The 20226-nt window shown below is 75.0% G+C and carries 17 protein-coding genes; 4 read left to right on the forward strand and 13 right to left on the reverse strand.

What is annotated here, in order from left to right; genetic code table 11:
* Nucleotides 1-21 precede the first annotated feature (21 nt).
* Nucleotides 22-1284 (forward strand): phospholipase D-like domain-containing protein, encoded by a 1263-nt coding sequence (locus tag QWY29_RS16835; protein ID WP_300962234.1) that lies wholly within the window; start codon nt 22-24, stop codon nt 1282-1284.
* Nucleotides 1285-1542: 258 nt separating this feature from the next.
* On the opposite strand, the gene QWY29_RS16840 is transcribed toward QWY29_RS16835, so the two are convergent.
* Nucleotides 1543-2478: an SCP2 sterol-binding domain-containing protein gene (locus QWY29_RS16840; RefSeq protein WP_300962235.1), complete on the reverse strand. Its 936-nt coding sequence runs from the start codon at nt 2476-2478 to the stop codon at nt 1543-1545.
* 74 nt (nt 2479-2552) lie between these two features.
* On the opposite strand from QWY29_RS16840, the gene QWY29_RS16845 reads away from it, so the two are divergent.
* Together QWY29_RS16845 and QWY29_RS16850 are read left to right on the forward strand one after the other, a co-directional pair.
* Entirely contained in the window at nt 2553-3470 is a 918-nt protein-coding gene (locus QWY29_RS16845; protein ID WP_300962237.1) for an SDR family oxidoreductase, read from the forward strand.
* Nucleotides 3467-4006 (forward strand): carboxymuconolactone decarboxylase family protein, encoded by a 540-nt coding sequence (locus QWY29_RS16850; protein WP_300962238.1) that lies wholly within the window; start codon nt 3467-3469, stop codon nt 4004-4006. The genes QWY29_RS16845 and QWY29_RS16850 overlap by 4 nt, the downstream gene beginning before the upstream one ends.
* Nucleotides 4007-4022: 16 nt before the next feature.
* On the opposite strand, the gene QWY29_RS16855 is transcribed toward QWY29_RS16850, so the two are convergent.
* The 11 genes from QWY29_RS16855 to QWY29_RS16905 form a co-directional block, all read right to left on the reverse strand.
* On the reverse strand, nt 4023-5558 hold the full coding sequence (locus QWY29_RS16855; RefSeq protein WP_300962239.1) for an acyl-CoA carboxylase subunit beta: 1536 nt from the start codon (nt 5556-5558) through the stop codon (nt 4023-4025).
* Nucleotides 5559-5587: 29 nt separating this feature from the next.
* Nucleotides 5588-6679, reverse strand: coding sequence for an MlaD family protein (locus QWY29_RS16860; RefSeq protein ID WP_300962241.1), 1092 nt, complete (start codon nt 6677-6679; stop codon nt 5588-5590).
* Nucleotides 6676-7872, reverse strand: a complete 1197-nt coding sequence (locus tag QWY29_RS16865) for an MCE family protein (protein ID WP_300962242.1) — start codon at nt 7870-7872, stop codon at nt 6676-6678. Before QWY29_RS16865 ends, QWY29_RS16860 begins: the two co-directional genes overlap by 4 nt.
* Nucleotides 7869-8951 (reverse strand): MCE family protein, encoded by a 1083-nt coding sequence (locus tag QWY29_RS16870; RefSeq protein ID WP_300962243.1) that lies wholly within the window; start codon nt 8949-8951, stop codon nt 7869-7871. The genes QWY29_RS16865 and QWY29_RS16870 overlap by 4 nt, the downstream gene beginning before the upstream one ends.
* Nucleotides 8948-9922 carry an MCE family protein gene (locus QWY29_RS16875; RefSeq protein ID WP_300962244.1) on the reverse strand — a complete coding sequence of 325 codons (975 nt, stop codon included), beginning with the start codon at nt 9920-9922 and terminating at the stop codon, nt 8948-8950. The genes QWY29_RS16870 and QWY29_RS16875 overlap by 4 nt, the downstream gene beginning before the upstream one ends.
* Nucleotides 9919-10968, reverse strand: coding sequence for an MCE family protein (locus QWY29_RS16880; protein ID WP_300962245.1), 1050 nt, complete (start codon nt 10966-10968; stop codon nt 9919-9921). Before QWY29_RS16880 ends, QWY29_RS16875 begins: the two co-directional genes overlap by 4 nt.
* Nucleotides 10952-12016, reverse strand: a complete 1065-nt coding sequence (locus tag QWY29_RS16885; protein WP_300962246.1) for an MCE family protein — start codon at nt 12014-12016, stop codon at nt 10952-10954. Before QWY29_RS16885 ends, QWY29_RS16880 begins: the two co-directional genes overlap by 17 nt.
* Nucleotides 12017-12020: 4 nt before the next feature.
* Nucleotides 12021-12848, reverse strand: a complete 828-nt coding sequence (locus QWY29_RS16890; protein WP_300962247.1) for an MlaE family ABC transporter permease — start codon at nt 12846-12848, stop codon at nt 12021-12023.
* Nucleotide 12849: 1 nt separating this feature from the next.
* Nucleotides 12850-13611 carry an MlaE family ABC transporter permease gene (locus tag QWY29_RS16895; RefSeq protein ID WP_300962248.1) on the reverse strand — a complete coding sequence of 254 codons (762 nt, stop codon included), beginning with the start codon at nt 13609-13611 and terminating at the stop codon, nt 12850-12852.
* A gap of 77 nt (nt 13612-13688) precedes the next feature.
* Nucleotides 13689-15125, reverse strand: a complete 1437-nt coding sequence (locus tag QWY29_RS16900; protein ID WP_300962249.1) for an alpha/beta hydrolase — start codon at nt 15123-15125, stop codon at nt 13689-13691.
* 26 nt (nt 15126-15151) lie between these two features.
* On the reverse strand, nt 15152-16084 hold the full coding sequence (locus QWY29_RS16905; RefSeq protein WP_300962250.1) for a DNA-3-methyladenine glycosylase family protein: 933 nt from the start codon (nt 16082-16084) through the stop codon (nt 15152-15154).
* 77 nt (nt 16085-16161) lie between these two features.
* Between QWY29_RS16905 and QWY29_RS16910 the strand changes: the two genes are divergently transcribed.
* Nucleotides 16162-16932, forward strand: coding sequence for an enoyl-CoA hydratase/isomerase family protein (locus QWY29_RS16910; protein ID WP_300962252.1), 771 nt, complete (start codon nt 16162-16164; stop codon nt 16930-16932).
* A gap of 22 nt (nt 16933-16954) precedes the next feature.
* Here the strand turns inward: QWY29_RS16910 and QWY29_RS16915 are convergent, their stop codons facing one another.
* Nucleotides 16955-20170 (reverse strand): M36 family metallopeptidase, encoded by a 3216-nt coding sequence (locus QWY29_RS16915; protein WP_300962253.1) that lies wholly within the window; start codon nt 20168-20170, stop codon nt 16955-16957.
* Nucleotides 20171-20226 lie beyond the last annotated feature (56 nt).

Below are 20226 nucleotides of genomic sequence, written 5' to 3' on the forward strand. Positions count from 1 at the left end.
CCGGTGCCCTAGATTGACCCCGTGACCGCCCGCCGCCAGCTCGTCCTCGAGCGGGTGCTGCGGATCCTGCGCCGCACGCTGCTGACCGTCGTCGGCGTCCAGCTCGCGCTCGCGATCGGGATGTCGCTGGTCGACTCCTACCGGCGCCGTGGCAAGAAGCCCAAGCCGTTCCCGGTCACCCCGCCGCGCACCGTGCCGCTCGGCGAGGGCACGGTGACGACGTACACCTTCGGCAAGGACCTCTACGAGGACATGCTCGCCGCCATCGCCGGCGCCAAGAAGCAGGTCCTGTTCGAGACCTACATCTGGAAGGGCGACGCGGTCGGCGAGCGGTTCAAGCAGGCGCTGGTCGACGCGGCCGCGCGCGGCGTGGACGTCTACTGCATCTACGACGGCTTCGCGAACCTCGTCGTCTCCCCCCGCTTCAAGCGCTTCCCGCCGTCGCTGAAGGTGCTGCGCTACCCCGTGTACGGCGCCGGGTGGCGCTTCTTCGACCTCGGCCGCTACGGGCGCGACCACCGCAAGGTGCTCGTCGTCGACGACGAGGTCGGCTTCGTGGGCGGCTACAACATCGGCTCGGCCTACGAGACCGAGTGGCGCGACACCCACGTGCGCGTCACCGGGCCGGGCGTCTGGGACCTCAAGCGCGCCTTCGCCGACTTCTGGAACCTGCACCGCCGGCGCCGCATCGGCCACAGCGAGCGGCCGCTGCTGCTGGAGACCGCGTCGACGTGGGAGCCGATGATCCGCTTCCAGCGCAACGTGCCGCGGCTGTGGATGTTCCCCATCCGCGGGATGTACCTCGAGGCGTTCAACCGCGCCAGCCGCAACATCTGGATCACCCAGGCCTACTTCCTGCCCGACCAGCAGCTCGTCGACGCGCTCCGGGACGCCGCCCGCCGCGGGGTGGACGTGCGACTGCTGGTGCCGCTCAAGTCCAACCACATCGTCGCCGACTGGATCTCGCGCGGGTACTTCTCGCAGCTGCTCGAGGCCGGGGTGCGGATCTTCCGGTTCAAGGACGCGATGGTCCACGCCAAGACCGCCACCGTCGACGGCACCTGGTCGACCGTCGGCACCGCCAACATCGACCGGCTCAGCCTGCAGGGCAACTACGAGATCAACGTCGAGGTCATCGACGGCGCCCTCGCCCGGACGCTGGAGGAGATCCACCTCGTCGACGAGTCGAACTCGATCGAGCTCACCTGGGGCGAGTGGGAGGCGCGCGACCTGCACCGCCGCTTCACCGAGTCGCTGCTGCGGCCGTTGCGCCCGCTGCTCTGACGGCTGTCTCCGCTCGCCGGGTGGTGGGCCGGGGTCGGTGGGCGGGGTCGGTGGGGCCCCGATCGCGCCGGGTTGCCGGGTGCCGTCCCACGGGTCCCACCCGTCACGTCCGTCCCACCGCTGACGGGAGTCCTGCACATATCGGGGCAGATCTACCCCGATATGTGCAGGGGTCACCGGTTAACCGGTGACTCCTGCACCAGCGCCGCCGGCGACCCGGCGACCCGCAGCCATGCCGCGCCGAGCAGCAGCCCGGGCTCAGCCGGAGGGGAAGCGGATGGTGGCGGCGAACGCGAGCGCCTTGGCCTTGTCGCCCTTGACGCCGAGCCGGCCCTTGACGACGCCGGCGACGGCGCCGAGGTGGCCGGTGGCGAGCCGGAGGAAGTCGTGGGCCTCGCAGACGATCGTGGCGTCGCGGCGGCCCTCGTCGTCGCGGGTGACACAGGCGGCGCCGTCGCGCAGCGTGACGACGTAGCGGTCGGGGTCGCCCGGGCCGCCGCCGAGCCGGAACCCGACGACCAGGTCGAGACCGTCGGCCTTGCGCTCGTCGACGAACGACGGCAGCCGGCGGAAGACCTCCTCGAGCACGACCGGACGGAAGCCGCCGGCCATCACCCGGCGCAGGTGGTCGGTCGACGCCTCCCCCACGGCCCGGGCCACCGCGTCCGGGTCCAGGGTGGTCGGGTCGACGGCGACCTCGTCGCTGCCGGGCACGCGGAAGACCCCGCCGACGGCCAGCGCCAGCATCGCGTCGCCCTCGACGTCGAGCCCTCCGCAGAGGTACTCCAGCCCGGCGTTGCGCTGGCCGGCCACGAGCCGCACGAACCGCAGCAGGCTGGTCGAGAGCACGACGTCGGCCTCGGCCGCGGCCCGCTCGTCGGCCACCGGCCGCACCGCCCCGCCGTCGAGCACGATCGCGTGGCTCTCCAGCAGCCGGCCGCGCCGCCGCAGGTCGAAGCGGACCGTGCCGGACACCGCGGCGAGGCGGTCGTGGTCGGCATACTCGTCCAGGCGGGCGAGGATGCCCGGCACCGCGGCGGCCCGCACCTCCTCGCGGCCGATGAGGTCCAGCAGGGTCTCGTCGTCGGTGGCCACGACCGCGGCGACCAGGTCCTCGGCGGGCGTCTCGGCGAAGAAGCGGTCCGCCTCCTCACGGTCGGCGGTGCGCAGGGCGGCGAGGGAGGTCGCGGTCACGGCACCTGGCTACCACGTCCGACCCTCGGCACGACACTGGCCGCGCGGGGGCGGGCAGTGGGAGGCTGCGCGCCATGCTCCCTCGCCTGCTCACCCGCCTGCTCCCGCGCTCGCGCCGCCTCCGTTCCCTGTCCGGCAAGCAGGTCCTGGTCACCGGGGCCGCCAGCGGCATCGGCCGCGCCACCGCGGTGCTCGCCGCGGAGGACGGCGCGGTCGTGCACCTCACCGACCTCGGGGCCGACCGGCTCGAGCAGGTCGCCGCCGACATCCGCGCCGCCGGCGGCCGGGTCGGCCATGTCGAGGCCGCCGACGTCTCCGACCACGAGGCGGTGCGGGCGCTGGCCCGGCGGCTCACCGACGCCCACGGCCCGATGGACGTCGTCATGAACATCGCCGGCATCTCCCGCTGGGGCACCGTCCGCTCCCTGGAGCACGAGGACTGGCGGCGCCTGGTCGAGGTGAACCTGATGGGTCCGATCCACGTCATCGAGGAGCTCGTGCCGCCGATGATCGACGCCGGCCGCGGCGGCCACCTCGTCAACGTCTCGTCGGCGGCCGGGATCATCGGGATGCCGTGGCACGCGGCTTACAGCGCCAGCAAGTTCGGCATCCGCGGCGTCTCCGAGGTGCTCCGTTTCGACCTGCGCCGCCACGGCATCGGCGTCAGCCTGGTCTGCCCCGGCGCGGTGGACACCCCGCTGACCGAGACCATCCACATCGCCGGCGTCGACAAGGCCAGCCCGACCTTCCGCCGCCTGCAGGCGCGCTTCCGGCACGGCGCGGCCACGCCGGAGCAGGCCGCAGCGGCGATCCTCGAGGGCGTGCGCCGCAACCGCTACTGGGTCTACACGTCGCGCGACATCCGGCTGGTGCACCTGCTGCAGCGGCACGTGCCGCCGGCGTACGCGCTCCTGATGCGGGTGATGAGCTGGGGCGCCAACAAGGCCCTGCCGGCCGTCGAGCAGGCCCGGCGCCCCGAGCGGGCCGCGTGAGCGCCCGGATCGGCCCCGGGTCGCGCCGCGACGTCGGCCTGGCGACCTGGGCCTTCGCGCACCTGGCCGGCCGGGTCTCCGGCACCGAGCCGCCGGCGGTCTTCCTGACGCTGGGCCGCCACCGCCGGCTCTTCCGCGGCTGGCTGCACTTCGCCGGCCGGATGATGCCCGGCGGCCGGCTGCCTCGACGGGAGACCGAGCTGGTCATCCTCCGCGTCGCGCACCTGACCGGCAGCGAGTACGAGGCGACCCAGCACCGCGGCCTCGGCCGCCGCGCCGGGCTGACCGACGCCGAGATCGACCGGGTCACCGACGGGCCGGACGCCGCCGGCTGGTCGCACCGCGAGCGGCTCCTGCTGCGCGTCACCGACGAGCTGCACGCGACCCAGGACCTCTCCGACGCCACCTGGGCCGACCTGCGCGCCGAGCTCGACGAGCCGACCTGCATCGAGGTGCTGATGCTGGTCGGGCACTACCAGATGCTGGCCACCACCCTCGGCGTGCTGCGGGTCCAGCCGGATCGCCGGCGCCGCTGAGGGCCGGACCGCCGGCTCACCAGGTGTCGACGGGCCGGCCGCTGCCGACGAGCCGGCCGTCACGGGCGGCGGCGTCGATGACCCGGGCGACGACCTGGCGGGTCTCGGCGGGGTCGATGACGTCGTCGATCTCGAAGTGCCGGGCGACGTTGAGCGCCGAGGACCGCTCGCGGGCGAAGGCGGTCAGCTCGGCGACGGTGCGCTCGCGCTCGGCCTCGTCCTCGATCGCCTCCAGCTCGCGGCGCATCGACAGCCGGACGGCGCCCTCGAGGCCCATCGCGCCCAGGTGGGCGCCCGGCCAGGCGACGGTGAGCAGCGGCTCGTGGGTGCTGCCGCCGAGCATCGCCTGCGCGCCGAGCCCGTAGGCGCGCCGCAGCACGACGCCGACCAGCGGCACGGTCAGCTGCGCGCCGGCCACGAGCAGCCGGGACGTGTGCCGCACCAGCCCGGTGCGCTCGGCGTCGGGGCCGACCATCATCCCGGGGGTGTCCACCAGCGAGACGACGGGGAAGCCGTGCGCGTCGCACAGCTGGAGGAAGCGGGCGGCCTTGTCGCCGGCGTCGGCGGTGATCGCGCCGGCCATGTGCCGGGTGTCGTTCGCGACGATCCCGACGGTCCGCCCCTCGATGCGGCCGAGCGCGGTCAGCAGCTCGGGCGCGAACGACGGCCGCAGCACGGTCACGCTGTCGACGTCGCAGATCGCCTCGACCACCGGCACGACGTCGTACGCCGTGCGCTCGCCCTCGGGGACCGCGTCGCGCAGGGGTGTCGGGTCGGGGGCGGTCCACCCCTCGACCGGCCCGAGGAAGTAGCCGAGCAGCTCGCGGGCGACGAGCGCGGCCTCGTCGTCCTCGGCGACGACGTCGACGACGCCGTTGGCGGTCATCACGTCGAGGGGGCCGACGTCCTCGGCGGCGACGTCGCCGAGCCCGCCGCCGGCGACCATCGCCGGCCCGCCCATGCCGAGGGACGCGCGTCGGGTGGCGACGACCAGGTCGGAGCAGCCGGCGACGACGGCGTTGCCGGCGAAGCAGTTGTCGTCGACGACCGCGATGCGCGGCACCCGCCCGGACAGCCGCGCCCACGCCGCGAAGGTGGTCACGTCGAGGGCGGACACGAGCGGGATGTCGGTGTCTCCGGGGCGGCCGCCACCGCCGGCGGCGAAGAAGACCGTCGGCAGCCCGAGCCGCTCCACGACGTCGAGGAGCCGGTCGGTCTTGCGGTGGCCGCGCATGCCCTGGGTCCCGGCCATGACGAGGTAGTCGTAGGAGAGCACCGCGCACTGCCGGCCGTCCACCGTGGCGAGTCCGCCCACGATGCCGTCGGCGACGGTGCGGTCGAGGAGGTCGTCGAGGTCGCGCCGGCCCTCCTGGGCGGCGGTGACGTAGCGGCCGTACTCGACCAGGCTGCCGGGGTCGACGACGTCGGCGAGGTTCTCCCGCGCGGTGCGGCCGCCCCGGGCGTGCAGGCGGGCGACGGCGTCGGGGCGGGCCGCGTCCTCGGTGAGCGCACGGCGGGCGAGCAGGTCGAGGAGCTCCTGGCGGATCGGCACGCCGCGGAGTGTAGGCGCGCGGCCGCGGGTCAGCGGTCGACGGGCGGCGGGGCGTGCTCGGCGCCGCGCCAGACCTCGTCGTCCATCGTGCAGCGGCCCTCGCGGTTGATCGGCTTGCGGTCGGTCGACATCGGCGAGCGGTGGGGTGTGCCGTAGCTGCACTGCTCCTGGCCGGCGATGAGCAGGTCGACGCCGAGCCAGCCGTCCTTGAACGCCGAGCCGAAGCGGCTGGTGCCGTAGCCCAGGGTGCCGGTCAGCCGGCGCAGGTGGGGGTCGCGGTCGGCGAGCAGGTCGCTGACCGCCACCAGCTCCCGCAGGGCGGGCGGCAGGTCCACCCCGAGGTCGTCGGCGAGGTCGCCGAGCGTGTCGAGGTCGTCCGGCGCGCGGCGCAGGATCCGGCGGAACTGCGGGTCGAACTCCTCCAGCCACGACGCGAACCGCCGCGCCGAGCCGGCGAACGTCGCCAGGTCCCCGCGGTGGGCGGCCAGCAGCTCGCCGACCTGCTGGCCGTTGTCGAGCAGCCGGTCGGTCTGCGGCCAGGCCTCGTCGAGGGCGCCGGACACCTCGTCGACGGAGACCAGGAGGTCCTCGAGGTCGTCGCCGGTGCCGTCGGTGGCCGCCGCGAGCTCGCGCAGCAGCACCCGGACGTCGCGGCCGTCGACGTGGTCGAGGAGGTTGTCGAGCCCGTCGGCCGCGGCGGCCATCGAGACCGGCACGTCGGCCGCCGTGGCCCGCACGACGTCGCCGTCGGCCAGGAACGGCCCGGCGTCCTGCTCGGGCTGGAAGTCGAGGAACTGCTCGCCCACCGGCGACAGGCTGCGCACGACCGCGCGGGCGTCGCGCGGCACCTCGACGCCGGGGCGCAGCGACACCGTGGCCACCGCTCCCCCGGCCGGGTCGAGCCCGACGTCGGTCACGGTGCCGACCCGCACCCCGCGGTACGTCGCCGGGGAGCCCTCGAAGAGCCCGCCGGTGCGCGGCATCTCCACGCGCACCGTGTCGGCCCGCCCGGTCAGCGGCACGTCCAGCACGACGGTGACCAGGTAGACCGCGCACAGCGCGAACGCCGCCACCAGCCCCACCAGGCCCAGCACGAGCCGGTCCCGCAGCAGCCGCGTCATCGGGGCACTCCCGTCGGTCGCAGGCCGAGCAGCCAGGGCAGGTCGGTCACCGTGCCGAGCAGGCCGGACAACCCCGGCGCGGGTGCCGCGCCCGGGAGCCCCGGCAATCCCGGGAGTCCGGGGAGTCCGGGCAGTCCCGGCAGCCCGCCCGACCCGTCGCTCGAGCCCCCTGAGCCTTCGCCCGAGCCGCCCCCGAGCCCGCCCGGGACGAGCGCGGCGGTGGCGTCGAGCCGGAACCGCAGGTTGAGGTAGTCGGTGGGCGCGGCGTGGTCCGCCCGCTCACCGAAGTCCGCCAGCACGTCGAGGCCCGGGACCAGCCGGTCGCGGGCGCCCAGCAGCTCCTCCAGCACCGGGCCGAGCTCGTCGACGACGGTGGTGAGGTCGGTGCGGGTCCGGCGGACGAGGCGGTCGGCGACGACGGCGAGCCGGTCGCTGCGGCGCAGCAGCCGCGCCAGGTCGTCGGTGTTGCGCGTCAGCGTGCGGGCAGCGGGCCGGAGGTCGCGCAGCGCCGCGTCGATGGTCGCCTCGCGGCGGTCCAGGGTGCGCGCGGCGTCGGCCAGGCCGTCGAGGACCCGGTCGATCTGCCGCGTGCTGGCCAGCGCCTCGCGCAAGAACCGGTCGGTCTCGGTGAGCACGCCGCGGGTCGCGCCGACGCGGCCGCCCAGGGCGGTGTTGAGCTCGGAGACGACCGTCTGCAGCTGCCCGAGGCCGCCGCCGTTGACGAGCAGGGACGCCGAAGCGAGCGTGTCCTCGACGGTGGCCGAGGTGCTGACGCGCGGGCCCTCGACGACGTCGCCGTCGGCGAGCGGGGTCCCGCGGCCGGCGGGCTCCACGTCGACGTACATCTCCCCCAGCGCGGTGGTGTAGCGCAGCCGGAACCGGCTGCCCCGCGGCAGCTCCACGTCGTCGTCGATCGCCATCTCGACCCGGGCGCGGTAGTCGTCGGGCCGGACGTCGACGACCTGCCCGACGACGAGGCCGCGGGACTTCACCGCCGCGCCGAGGGGCAGGTTGAGCGCGTCGTCGACGACGGCGGAGAGCCGCCACTCGTCGGCGCCGACCGCGGGCGGGCGCACCCGGTCGACGGAGTCGCCGAGCCCGCAGCCGCCGAGGACGAGGGCAAGGGCGAGGGTGGCCAGCACCGCACCCACGACGGCCGGTACGCCGCGACGCGCGGCCCGCTGCCGGCTCACGGCCGGCGCCCCAGGAGCGCGCGGAGCAGGTCGAGGAGGTCCGGCGAGGTGCCGAGCTCGTCGCAGACGCCGACGGGCAGCACGTCGTCGCAGAGGACGTCGGTGACCTCGTGGGCCGGCGAGAGGTGGCGCAGCGGCATCCGGACCTTGAGCCGCTCGTCGTCGCTGATCGCGTCGCCGATGTTGGCGAAGGTCAGCGGACTGACCTCGATCGCCTCGGCCAGGTCGGCCTGGTGGACCAGCAGGTTGCGGGTGACCCGGGTCAGGCCGCGCAGCGAGCCGCGCAGGGCGCCCCGGTTGTCGCGGACGAACGCGGCCAGGGTGTCGAGCGCCCCGCTGAGCGAGGTGAGCGAGCGGCCGAAGGCGTGGCGCTCGTCGGCGAGCAGGTCGGTGGCGTCGGCGACGCTGGTGAGCAGCTGGTCGACGACGTCGTCGTTGGCGGCCACGAGGGCGGTCAGCCGGTCCAGGCCGTCCACGGCACCGACCAGCTCCTCGCGGTGGTCCGACAGTCCACCCGCGGCGGCCGAGAGCTCGCGGATCGTCGCGTTGGCGTCGGCGCCCCGCCCGCCGAGCGCCTCGGCGCTGGAGGAGAGCAGGCGCCGCAGGGCGCGGGCCTCGCCGTCCTCGCCGGCCAGGCCGGTGCTGAAGCCCTCGAGGGAGGCGAGCACCTCGTCGAACTCCACCGGCGTGCGGGTGCGCTCGAGCGGGATGCGGTCGCCGTCCTCCATCCGCGGGCCGTCGGCGAAGGCGGGGGTCAGCTCGAGGTAGCGGTCGGTCGCGACCGAGCGGGCCACCACGACGGCCCCGGCGCTGGCGGGCAGGTCGGTGTCACCGTCGACCTCCAGCTCGACCTCGACGACCGGGCCGCGCGGCTCGATCGCGGTGATCTCCCCGACGGGCACGCCCAGCACGCCGACGTCGTTGCCGACGAAGAGGCCGGCGGCGTCGTCGAGCTCGGCGGTCAGCCGGATCGTCGAGGGCCCCAGCGGGTCGCAGCCGGCGGTGCCGAGCAGCCCGCCGAGCACCGCGACGAGGAGCACCGCCGAGGTGGAGCGCCGGGTCCGGGCCGGCCACGTCATCCGCACGTCCGCTCCAGGATGCACTCGAGGTTGTCGGGGGTCGCGCCGGGGACGTACTGGTCGAGCCAGGGCCCGGTGCCGCTGGCGTTGGCGAAGTAGCGGGAGGCGAGCGAGAGGTTCCGCACGGCCGAGCGGAGGTCGCCCGCGTGCTCCTCGAGCAGGTCGGTGACGGCCACCAGGTCGCGCAGGGCCGGGGCGAGGTCGGCCCGGGTGTCCTCCACGACGCCGGCGAGCTGGTCGCCGAGCTCGGCGAGGTCGCGCAGCAGGGCGTGGATGGTCTCGCGGCGCACGCGCAGGGTGTCGAGGATGGCGTCGGCGCCGCGCATGAGCGCCACCAGGTCCTCGCCGCTGTCGCTGAGCCGGCGGGTGACGTCGCGGGTGGCGCCGAGCAGCTCCCCGAGGTCCTCCGAGCGCCGGACGACGACGCCGGAGAGGCGGCGTACGCCGTCCAGGGCCGGGCCGAGCTCGCCGCCGGCGGCCTCCATCGTGTCCGCGACGGTGGCGAGCGACCGCTCGATCGCGGCGGTGTCGAAGGCGTCGACCTCGGGGACCGCCTGGTCGATGACGTCCTGGAGGTTGAACGGCACCCGGGTGCGCTCCGCCGGGATCGTGGCGTCGGCCAGCTCGCCCTCGCCGGCCGGGGAGACCTGGAGGTAGTGGGTGCCGAGCAAGGTCGCGACCTTGACCTCGGCGCTCGTCCGCGACCCGAGCCGCAGGTCGTCGTCGAGGGTGAAGGCGACCTCGACCATCTCGTCGCCGAGCTCGATGCCGGTCACCTCGCCGACGCCGACGCCGGCCACCTGCACCTCCTCGCCGACCCGCAGGCCGCCGGTGTGCTCGAGCACGGCGGTGTAGCGGTCCGACCCGGGCGCGACGCGCGCGGCGGCCGACACCCCCGCCCCCAGCAGCGCGACGACGACGATCGTGACCAGGCCGACCCGGGCCGGGTCGCGCTCCGCGAGGGCCTTCACCGGCACGCTCCTGAGTAGGGGCCGCCGCCGCTGGGGACCCAGACGGTCCGGTCGGCCAGGTCGACGCCGAGGTTGCAGAGGTAGACGTTGAGGAAGCCGCCGTAGGACATGGTCCGCGCGAACGAGCCGAGCAGGTCCGGGAGCTGCTCGACCGCGCGGCTGACACGGCCGCGCTCCTCGGCGAGCAGGCCGGTGACCTCGCGCAGCGCCGCGACGTCGCGGTCCAGGCCGGGCCGGAGCTCGCGCAGCAGCCCGGAGGTGCTGTCGACCAGCGCGGAGAGGTTGTCGATGGAGCGGCCGAAGGTGCGCCGCTCCCCCGCGAGCCCCTGCATCAGGTCGCGCAGCGCGACGACGGTGGCGTCGACGTCCTCCGACTGCTCGTCGAGGTTCTGCAGGACCGGGGTGAGGTTGTCCAGGACGTCGCCGAAGACCTCGTCGCGGTCGGCGAGGTACGCCGTCGCCTCGGCCGTGCCCTGGAGCAGCGACTCGACGGTGCCGGACTCCCCCTGGAGCACCGAGACGATCGAGCCGGCCAGCTCGTTGACCTCGGCGGGCTCGAGCACCGAGAAGAGCGGCTCGAAGCCGTTGAGCAGCGCGGTCAGGTCGAAGCCCGGGCTGGTCCGCAACAGCGGGATCTCGGCGCCGTCGGGCAGCCGGGAGCCGCGGGCGGCGGGGTCGGCGGGCGCGCTGAGTGCAAGGTACCGCTGGCCGAGCAGGTTCTGGTAGCGCAGGGTGACCCGGGTGCCCTCGTGCACCTCCTGGTCGCGGTCCATCCGGAACCGCACCCGCGCGAGGTCGCCGTCGACCACCTCGATCGCGTCGACCCGGCCGACCTCGACCCCGGCGACCCGCACGTCGTCGCCGGCGCGCAGCCCGCTGACCGACTCGAACCGTGCGGTCCACGAGCGGGCGCCGTCGCCGGGCGCGTTGGTCATCATCCGGTGCAGGCCGACGAGCAGCACCAGGGAGACAGCGGTGAAGACCGCCAGCCCGACGGCCGCCGAGCGGGTCCCGCGTGCGCCGGCCACCTCAGCACCCCCGTCCACGGTGGGCGCCGTAGGACGGGCAGGCACCCGGGCCGTACGCCGGCTCCTCGAGCAGCTGCAGGTCGCCCTCGATCTGGAGGTAGCGCCCGTGCGAGAGCGCCTCGCCGAAGCCGTCGGCGAAGTCGATCGTCGACAGCAGCCCCTCGACCAGGTCGCGGCGCCCGTCGTACAACGCGTCGACGACCACGGCCGTGCGCACGAGCATGTCGACCAGCCCCCGCTCGTTGGTCTCCAGCACCCCGGCCGTGCGGGCGAAGGTGCGCCCGCCGCTGCGCACCAGCGCACCGAAGCGGCCCTCCTGCTCCACGACCGTGCGGGCGGCGACGAGCGCGTCGTCGGTGGCGTCGAGCAGGTCGGGGGCGTACGCCGCGAACGACTCGAGGTTGGTCGCGAGCAGGGTCAGGTTGCGGCGCACGCGGGGCATGCTCGGGTTGAGCCGCCCCAGGTAGCGGTGCAGGGTCTCGATCGTCCGGCCGAGCCGCTCGCCGTTGCCGTCGAGCGCGGTGGCCAGCCCGTCGAGCGCGGTGGCGAGCCGGGCCGGGCCGAGGTCGCCGACGACCCGGTCCAGCCCGTCGAGCACGGCCTGGATCTCCAGGGTCTGCCCGCGGCGGTCCTGCGCGATCCGGGCGCCGGTGACCACACCGCGGTCACCGCCACGGGGCGCGACGAGGTCGACGAAGGAGGTGCCGAAGACGCTGGCGGGCAGCACCCGGGCGGTCACGTCGACGGGCACGTCCTCGGCGAGGGCGGGATCCAGGTCGACCGCGACCTCGACCGCGTCGCGCTCCCCCGGGGCCAGCCCGGTGACCCGGCCGACCACGACGCCACGGTGCTTGACGTCGGCGCCGGGGACCAGCGAGCCGCCGGCGTCGTCGAGCACGACCGTCGCCGCGACCCGGTCGGAGAACGACCCGTTGCCGACCATGACCAGCCCGGCGACCACCAGCGCGACGACGGCCAGCGCGACCGCGCCGCGCACGACGAGCGTGGCCTGCGAGGGGTCGCGCTCGCGGCCGCGGAGCGCGTCGAGGAGCCGGCTGCGGGTCACCTGCTCACCCCGAGATCCGGAATCCGGGGTCGTTGCCCCAGAAGACGAGGGTCAGCAGCATGTCGACGACCACCACGACCACGATCGAGGCGCGGATCGCGCGGCCGGTCGCCTCGCCGACGCCCTGGGGGCCGCCAGCGGCGCGGAAGCCGTACCAGCAGTGGATCAGCGAGACGAGCAGCGCGAAGACCAGGATCTTGACGATCGAGAAGCCGACGTCGCGCGCGGAGATGAACGTGTCGAAGTAGTGCTGGTAGGTGCCCGGCGACTGGCCGAAGAGCACGGTCACCGCCAGCTGCGAGGCGATCCAGGAGCCGATCAGGCCGATGAGGTAGAGCGGCAGGATCGCGGTCATCGCCGCGACGACCCGGGTCGAGACGAGGTAGCGCATCGGGTGCACCGCCATCACCTCGAGCGCGTCGATCTCCTCGTGGATGCGCATCGACCCGATCTGCGCGGTGAACCGGCAGCCCACCTGCGCGGCCAGCGCCAGCGCGGCCACCAGCGGGGCCAGCTCGCGGGTGTTGACCGAGGCCGAGACGAAGCCTGTCAGCGGCGCGAGCCCCACCAGCTCCAGGCCGGCGAAGCCCTCGATGCCGAGCGACGTGCCGGCCGAGAACGCCAGCAACACCATCACGCCGATCGTCCCGCCGCCCACGACGATCGCGCCCGAGCCCCAGCTGATGTCGGCGAGCTGGCGCAGCACCTCGGTGCGGTAGAGCCGCAGCGTCGAGCCGGTCGCCGCGAGCGCCCGCAGCGAGAACGTCGCGGCGTCGCCGGCCGTGGCGAGGAGGGCGGTGCCGGGGCGGTGCCGGCGCGCGGAGCCGGCCACCTCAGGCGATCCGCTGCGGGACGAGGAGCACGTAGGCCTGGGTCAGCGCGACGTTGACCAGGGCGAGCAGGATGAAGCTCAGCACCACCGCCTGGTTGACCGCCTCGGCGACACCGCGCGGGCCACCGGTCGCCCCAAGGCCCTTGTGGGCGGCCACGATCGTGGCGATGAAGCCGAAGACGGCCGCCTTGACCTCGGCCAGCACCAGGTCGCTCGGGCTGGCGAAGGACACGAACGAGCCGAGGTAGGTGCCGGACGCGACGTCTCCCCCGCCGACGTTGAGGGCGTAGCCGGTGCCGATCGCGGTCACGGCCACCACCACGTTGAGCAGCAGGGCGACCGCCACCGCGGCGACCAGCCGCGGGGCCACCAGGCGGCGTACGGGGTCGATGCCCATGACCCGCAGCGCGTCGACCTCCTCGCGCACCGTGCGGGCGCCGAGGTCGGAGCACATCGCCGAGCCGACAGCGCCCGCGATCATCAGGCTGGTCACCAGTGGGGCGCCCTGGCGCAGCACGCCGATGCCGTTGACCGCGCCGCTGAACGACGCGGCGCCGATCTGCTGGGCCACCCCGCCGACCTGCACCGAGACGATCACGCCGAACGGGATCGCGACCAGGATCGTCGGCACCAGCGAGACCCGGACCATGAACCAGGCCTGCAGCACGCACTCCTCCCAGGAGAAGCGCCGCGCGGCGATGTCGGTGACCGCGCCGCGCGTGGCCGACGCCGCGAGCAGCGCCATCGCCCCGGTGGTCCGCACGCCGGCCCGGACGCGCGCACCCAGGCCCGCGCTCCGCGGGCTTTGGGCCCGGGTCGCGGCGGTGGAGGTGACGGCGCTCACATCCGCTGTAACGCCACATGCACCTCGGAGTTACGTCCCGCGGAGGTGGGCCGGACGTGCAAGCGGAGCCGGCCGGCGTCGTCGGCGCGCACCCGGGCCGGTCCCGACCCGCCGCGGTAGCGGACGGCGTACGTCGCGCCCGGCCGGTGCACGCGCGAGGTGCGGACGACGGCCTCGCCGCCGACCAGGGTGAAGCCACGTCGGCCGGCCCCGCGCAGCGCGGTGAAGGCGTGCTCGGTCGTACGCCGCGTGGCGACCCGCCAGCCCCACTGCGACCAGGTGCGCTCGATCGCCCGGTGCCGGACGGTCGCCGGCCGCTGGCGCCGCTCGGCGAAGACCTTCCGCAGCGCCGGCAGGTAGGCCCGCAGGTAGCGCGACCAGTACGGCCAGGTGTGCGTGCCGGCGCCCTGGTCGGTCAGCCGGTAGCGGACCCCGGCCGCGTCGGCGGCGTCGGCGAAGAACAGCGTCGAGAGGTGGGTGATCGCCTCGATGGCGATCGAGCCGGGGTCGGGGAAGCCGTCGTCGTACTGCCCGGGGGCACCGCTGGCGGTCCACAGCCGCAGGTCGGTGTCGCGCAGGTTCGTGACCAGGTCGGCGGGGTTGTGCCCCTGCCACACGACGGCGTCGGTCACCGGGTCGCCGAACGCGGCGAACGGCTGGACCGCGTTGAGCCCACCCATGATCGCGCCGACCACGGCCGCGCCGACGGTGCGGGCCAGCGGGTTGCGGGCGATGTCGGGCGCGCCGGACAGCGACGCGGCGGAGACGAAGAGGTCCGGGTGGCGGGCGGCGTAGCTGAACGCGCCGAAGCCGCCCTGGGAGAGCCCGGCGATCGCGCGGCCGTGCCGGGCGCGGACCGTGCGCAGGTTGTCGTCGATCCACGGCACGAGCTGCCGGACGTGGAAGGTCTCCCACCGGGCGGCGCCCAGCGGGGTGCCCTGGTCGACCCAGTCGGTCCACCACGAGCCGCCGTTGCCGTCGTAGCCGCCGTCGGGCATGACGACGACCATCGGCAGCGTGCGGGTCGCCGCGACGACGCCGCCCTGCTCGACCCAGTCGGTCGCGCCGCCGCTGGTGCCGTGCAGCAGGTGCAGCACCGGGTAGCGGCGCTCGGAGGTGGCGTAGCCGCGGGGCAGCAGCACGACCACCCGCACCGGGCGGGCCAGCGCCGCCGTCCGCACGACCAGCCGCCACTGGCGGGCGCCGACCCGCTCGGCCGAGACCACCCGGATCCCCCGTCCGTCGCGGAAGGGGCCGGTCGTGCGGGCCGGGGCGGCGGAGAGGGCCGAGACGGCCACGGGCTCAGTGGTCGCTGCGGTCGGTCCGGTCGCTGCGGTCGGTCCGGTCGCTGCGGTCGGTCCGGCCAGCGCCGTCAGGGACAGCACCAGGGACAGCAGCAGCGCCAGCAGGAGGGCGGGGGTCCGTCGGGTCATGCCCGGCCCAACGGTCGCGGGCCCGATCAGGTACGTGTGACCCGGGCCGGCAGGTGGGTGCGCGGCGCCATCCGCGCGCCGTGGCGGGGCCGGCGGTGCCCGGCGGCGTACAGCAGCCGGACGACCCGCCCGCGGTGCGGCCGCCACGGCTCGAGGTAGGCCTCCATCTCGGCGTCGTCGAAGGGCGTGCCGGTCAGCGCCCAGCCGACGTCCTTGGCCACGTGGTAGTCGCCGAACGAGACCGCGTCGGGGTCGCCGATCGCGCGCTGGCGGACTTCGGCGGCCGTCCACCGGCCGATGCCGGGGATCGTGCAGAGCCGCCGCTCGACCTCGTCGCCGGGCAGGTGGGCCAGGCGCTCCATGGCGTCGGCGACCCGGGCGACCGTGACGACGGCGCGCGAGCGGGCGTGGTCGACGTGCATGCGCAGCCACTCCCACGACGGCACGCTGCGCAGCTCCTCGGCGGTCGGCTGCACCCAGAGGCCGAGCTCGGCGCCGCGGCCGGGCGCGGGCTCGCCGTAGCGGCGCACGAGCATGCGGTAGCCCGCGAACGCCTCCTGGCCGGTGACCTTCTGCTCGAGGATCGCGGGGACGAGCGCCTCCATCACCAGGCCGGTGCGCCCGAGCCGCACGTGTGGGTGGCGGCGGTGCGCGTCGACGAGCACCGGGTGGTCGCGGGGGTCGAAGCCGCTCCAGTCGTCGGCGGCACCGAGCAGGTCGGGCACCGTGTCGAGCACCCAGGCGGCGCCGGGGCCCCACGCCTCGGCGTGGACCGCGCCGTCGCGGGCGGCGACGTGCAGCGCGAGGGTGACCGGGCCCTCGGGGGTGCGGATGCCGCGCCAGTGCCGCCCGGCGTCGTCGATGCGGTACGTCGGGTCGCCGCCGCCGCGCTTGTGCGCGCGCATCGTCCCGAGGCCGGCCGGCCAGTCGGGACGCCACACGCGGGTCGACGACGTCACGGCACGACGCTAACCCGGGCCACCGACACCGGCCCGAACGAGAACGTGTTCCACTTCTGGTCGCTAGGGTGCCGCGCATGCTGCAGGTCACCGACGAGCGTCGCGTCCGCACCCTGACCCTCGACCGGCCGGAGGCGCTGAACGCCTTCAACGAGGCGTTGTACGACGCGCTCGCCGACGCGCTCCTCGAGGCAGCGGCGGACCCCGACGTGGCGGTCGTGCTGCTGACCGGCAACGGCCGCGGGTTCAGCGCCGGCACCGACCTCCTGGAGATGCACCGCATCGCCACCGACCCGACCTTCGAGCGCGGCCGGCACGGCTTCCCCGGGCTCGTCGACGCGCTCGTCGGCTTCCCCAAGCCGCTGGTCGTCGCGGTCAACGGGGTGGGCCTCGGCATCGGCGCGACGATCCTCGGCTTCGCCGACCTGGCGTTCATGAGCTCGACCGCCCGGCTGAAGTGCCCGTTCACCTCGCTGGGCGTGGCCCCGGAGGCGGCGTCCTCCTACCTCCTCCCGCGTCTCGTCGGCCGGCAGGACGCCGCGTGGGTGCTGCTCTCCGCGGAGTGGGTCTCCGCGCAGGAGGCCCGGGAGATGGGCCTGGTCTGGCGGGTCTGCGAGCCCGACGACCTGCTGCCCGAGGCGCGACGCCACGCGGAGGTGCTCGCCTCCCGCCCGGTGGCGTCGCTGGTCGCGGTCAAGCAGGCCATGACCGCTCCGCTGCGCGCCGGCATCGACGCCGCGCGCGAGCGCGAGAACGCCGCGTTCGCCGCGCTGATGGGCGGTCCGGCCAACCTCGAGGCCCTCAGCGCGTTCGCCGAGGGCCGCGAGGCCGACTTCACCGGGATGTGACCGGCCCGCCGACGGGCACGGGTCAGCGCGGCTCGCGCACCGTCACGTCGAAGGACGCCCCGGCGCCGTAGATCAGCAGGAAGCCGGCGTACGCCGCGCCCGGCGGGATGGTGACCGCCTCGTCGAAGTACTGGAAGCCGCCGGTGATCGGCGCGCAGTCCGGGCCGTACCACCACAGCTGCCACTCCCCGATCGGCACCGACCCGGAGTAGGTCAGCGTGTGCTCGCCGTCGGCGGAGCCCTTCGGCAGCCTGGTGAACCAGGCGTCGGAGCCGTTGGCCGGCGGGAGCCCCGGGCAGGTCGCCGCCCAGGTCAGCTCGGTGACGCCGGGCCGGTAGGGGTCGAGACCGAGCAGCGAGCCCTGCAGCGGGTTGCCGACCGCGACCGAGCCGCGGGTGGTGACCGGCTTGTCCGGCTTCGGCTCGGTGGGCCGGATGCCGGGTGCCCGGCCGAAGACCTGGACCTCGCCGACGATCGCGGTCGAGGAGGTCTCCGCGCTGTCGCCGAAGGTCGACAGCGGCGTGACCCGCACGAACCGCGCCCGGACGGGCCGGTCGAGCCGGTAGGTCTTCAGCATCTGGTCGCCGACGGTGGGTCGGGGCTGCCGGAACGAGTAGCGGGCGGTGGTCACGGTGCGCCACCGCTCGCCGTCGGTGGAGGTCTGCACGCGGACCTTGTCGGCCGCCGCGAAGCGCGGGAGCGTCGGCGGCTTCATCACGCTGACGGCCACCGTCTCGACGGTCGAGGGCTTCTTGAGCCGGACGACGACGGAGGCCTTCCGGCCCCGGTCGTAGGCGACGTCCTGCGCGCGGGTCTGCCAGGCGCTGGCCTCGGTGTCGTCGAACATCGCGGTCGCCGGGAGGGCCGGGTTCTGGCTGCTGACCTTGACGACCTTCGCGCCGGAGAGCCCCGAGACGAGGTTGGGCCGCAGCCGGATCGTCCGGTCGAGCGTCGTGTCGCGCTGGATGGTGACCGGGAAGCGCTGGATGCCGTAGCCGGGCGCCTGCAGGGTCAGCGTGTAGCGGCCCGGCGTCATCGTCGCGCTCGCGCGGCCGGCCTTGTCGGTGGTGTCGACCGGGGTCGCGCGGGCCTCGAAGACACCCGGGAGCACCCGGACGCCCTTGACCGGGCCGCCGGCCGAGGCGTTGACGACCTTCAGCCGCAGCCGCCCGTTCTGCGAGGCCCGCTTCGCGTCGAAGCCCGGCCTCGGGTCGGTGTCGGCCTCACCCTGGGTGCGGGCGGACGCGCCCATCCCGCGCTTGGCGAAGACGGACCACAGGAGGTCGTCGTACTTCTTGCCGTAGCGCAGCCGGCTGGCCTTGAGGATCGCGTCGCGCATGTCGAGGAACGACGGCTCCGGCGCGGAGATCGGCATCGCGTCCATGACGAGGTGCTCGCTGATGTCGCTCGCCCGGCGGTGGTCGCCGCCGACGGTGCGCAGGATCGCCTTGCGCAGGTCCCACAGGGTCGCGGTCCAGATCTCGCCGTCCGAGTGGACCTCGGGGCCGGAGGTGTCGTAGCCGATGTCGCCGTAGGTGGTCGGGTGCTCGTCGTAGTTCCAGTTGCGGATGCCGCGGTGCTTGTCGCCGACGTACGCCGCGGTGACGGCCGTGCGGGACAGTCCCTCGCGGAAGAGGTGGTTCATCGCGAACCAGTCGCCCCAGCCCTCACCCATCGACCCGCCCTGCACGACGCCCAGCGCCCCGAGGCCTCCGCCTCCGACGTACCGGTTGGTCAGCCCGTGGGCGTACTCGTGCTGGATGATCGAGGCGTCGAAGTCGCCGTCGCGGTGCGGGCCCTCGAAGGCGTCGTCGACCGGCGCCCAGAGGTACATGTTCGTGATGCCCGGGATGCCGTCGGGCAGCGTGAGCATGTTGGCGTTGTTGCGGCCCAGCCCGAGGACTGGGTCGGTCAGGCCGGTCGCGCCGGACTGCGCGCCGCCGAGGACGAGGTCGCCGCCGAGCCCGCCCTTGCCGAAGTTGTCGAGCTGGAAGTTGCCGCCGGTCTCGGTGAACCCGAACTCGTAGAACTCATCGTGGATCCGGTTGTGGTGGTAGAAGAGGTTGACCGCCGCCGCGTTGGCGTCGCGCACCCACGAGCCGGTGCCGCCCTTGGTCTTCCGCCACGCGTCGGGGAAGTCGTAGTGGAAGGCGCCGGTCGGCGAGATCGGCCGGATGGCCTGGTCGACCGGGACGAGCGGGACGGTCCAGGCGTTCGCGGTGTTCGCGTTGTTGCCGAGCGTGGTGATGCCGGTGCCGAGCAGGCCGACCGGGTCGATCCAGCCCTTCGGGGACTGCGGCGTCCGCCCGAACGACCGCCGCACCGGCTTGCCGCCCTTCGGGGCGCCCGGGTAGTTCTCGTAGACCGTGCCCTCGGCGTGCTGGACCAGCGACTTGCGCAGCAGTGCCTCGCCGGTCGAGGCGTCGACGACCTGCAGGTAGGCCTCGTTGACGCTCTTGACGACCAGGACCGCGTACGCCGCGCGGGCGCCGTCGGGCATCGGGAAGGCGATCCGGCGCACCCGCAGCACGTCGAGCAGCGGCCCGGCGGCGTAGACGTCGTAGCCGGCCTGCTTGCGACCCAGCGCCTTGAGCACCAGGTCGACCGCCGGGGCGACCGTGTCGAGGACCGAGCCGATCGCGTCGGCCGGGGACAGGTCGAAGGAGCCGGTCAGCCGGCTAGGCCGGATCGGGTTGCCGGCGTAGCTCACGACCCGGCCGGCCCGGTCGACCACGACGGTCAGCACCCCGCCGTAGCCCGCGGACAGGCCGCCGAAGGTCTGCTCGAAGCTGACCACGCGCGCGCCGATGCCGGGCAGCTCGTGGTCGCGGACGACGCCGAGGCGGTCCACGTCGGCGGCGTCGAGGCCGAGCAGCCGGGTGCTGGCGCGGAGCCAGCCGCGGGCGATGTCGACCGGGTCGCCCGCGCGCGGGCCGGTCAGCGCACCGCTGTCCTTCCACACCGACCGCGGGGTGCCGGCGGGGTTCCACGTCACCGACGCGCCGAGCGACCGGCCCGCCGTGCGCTGGGCCGTGGTCGGGCCGAGCGCGCGGACGGCGCGGCGGGCGTCGTACGCCAGCGTGCGGAGCTCGCCGGTCAAGCCGGCGACGGGGCCGGCGGTGCGGGCGGCGGGGGCGGGCGCCGAGGTCGCGTGGGCGGCGCTGACCACCGTGAGGGTGGGCGTGGCCATGGCGGCCAGCCCGACGACGGCGGCGAGGGAGGTGCGGGAGCGCTTCACGGTCTGCCAACGACGGGTCGCGCGTCGAGGTACGCCGCCGCGGTCACGAACGACGA

This window comes from Nocardioides abyssi, from assembly GCF_030412915.1.
In the GTDB taxonomy this organism is placed as follows: domain Bacteria; phylum Actinomycetota; class Actinomycetes; order Propionibacteriales; family Nocardioidaceae; genus Nocardioides; species Nocardioides abyssi.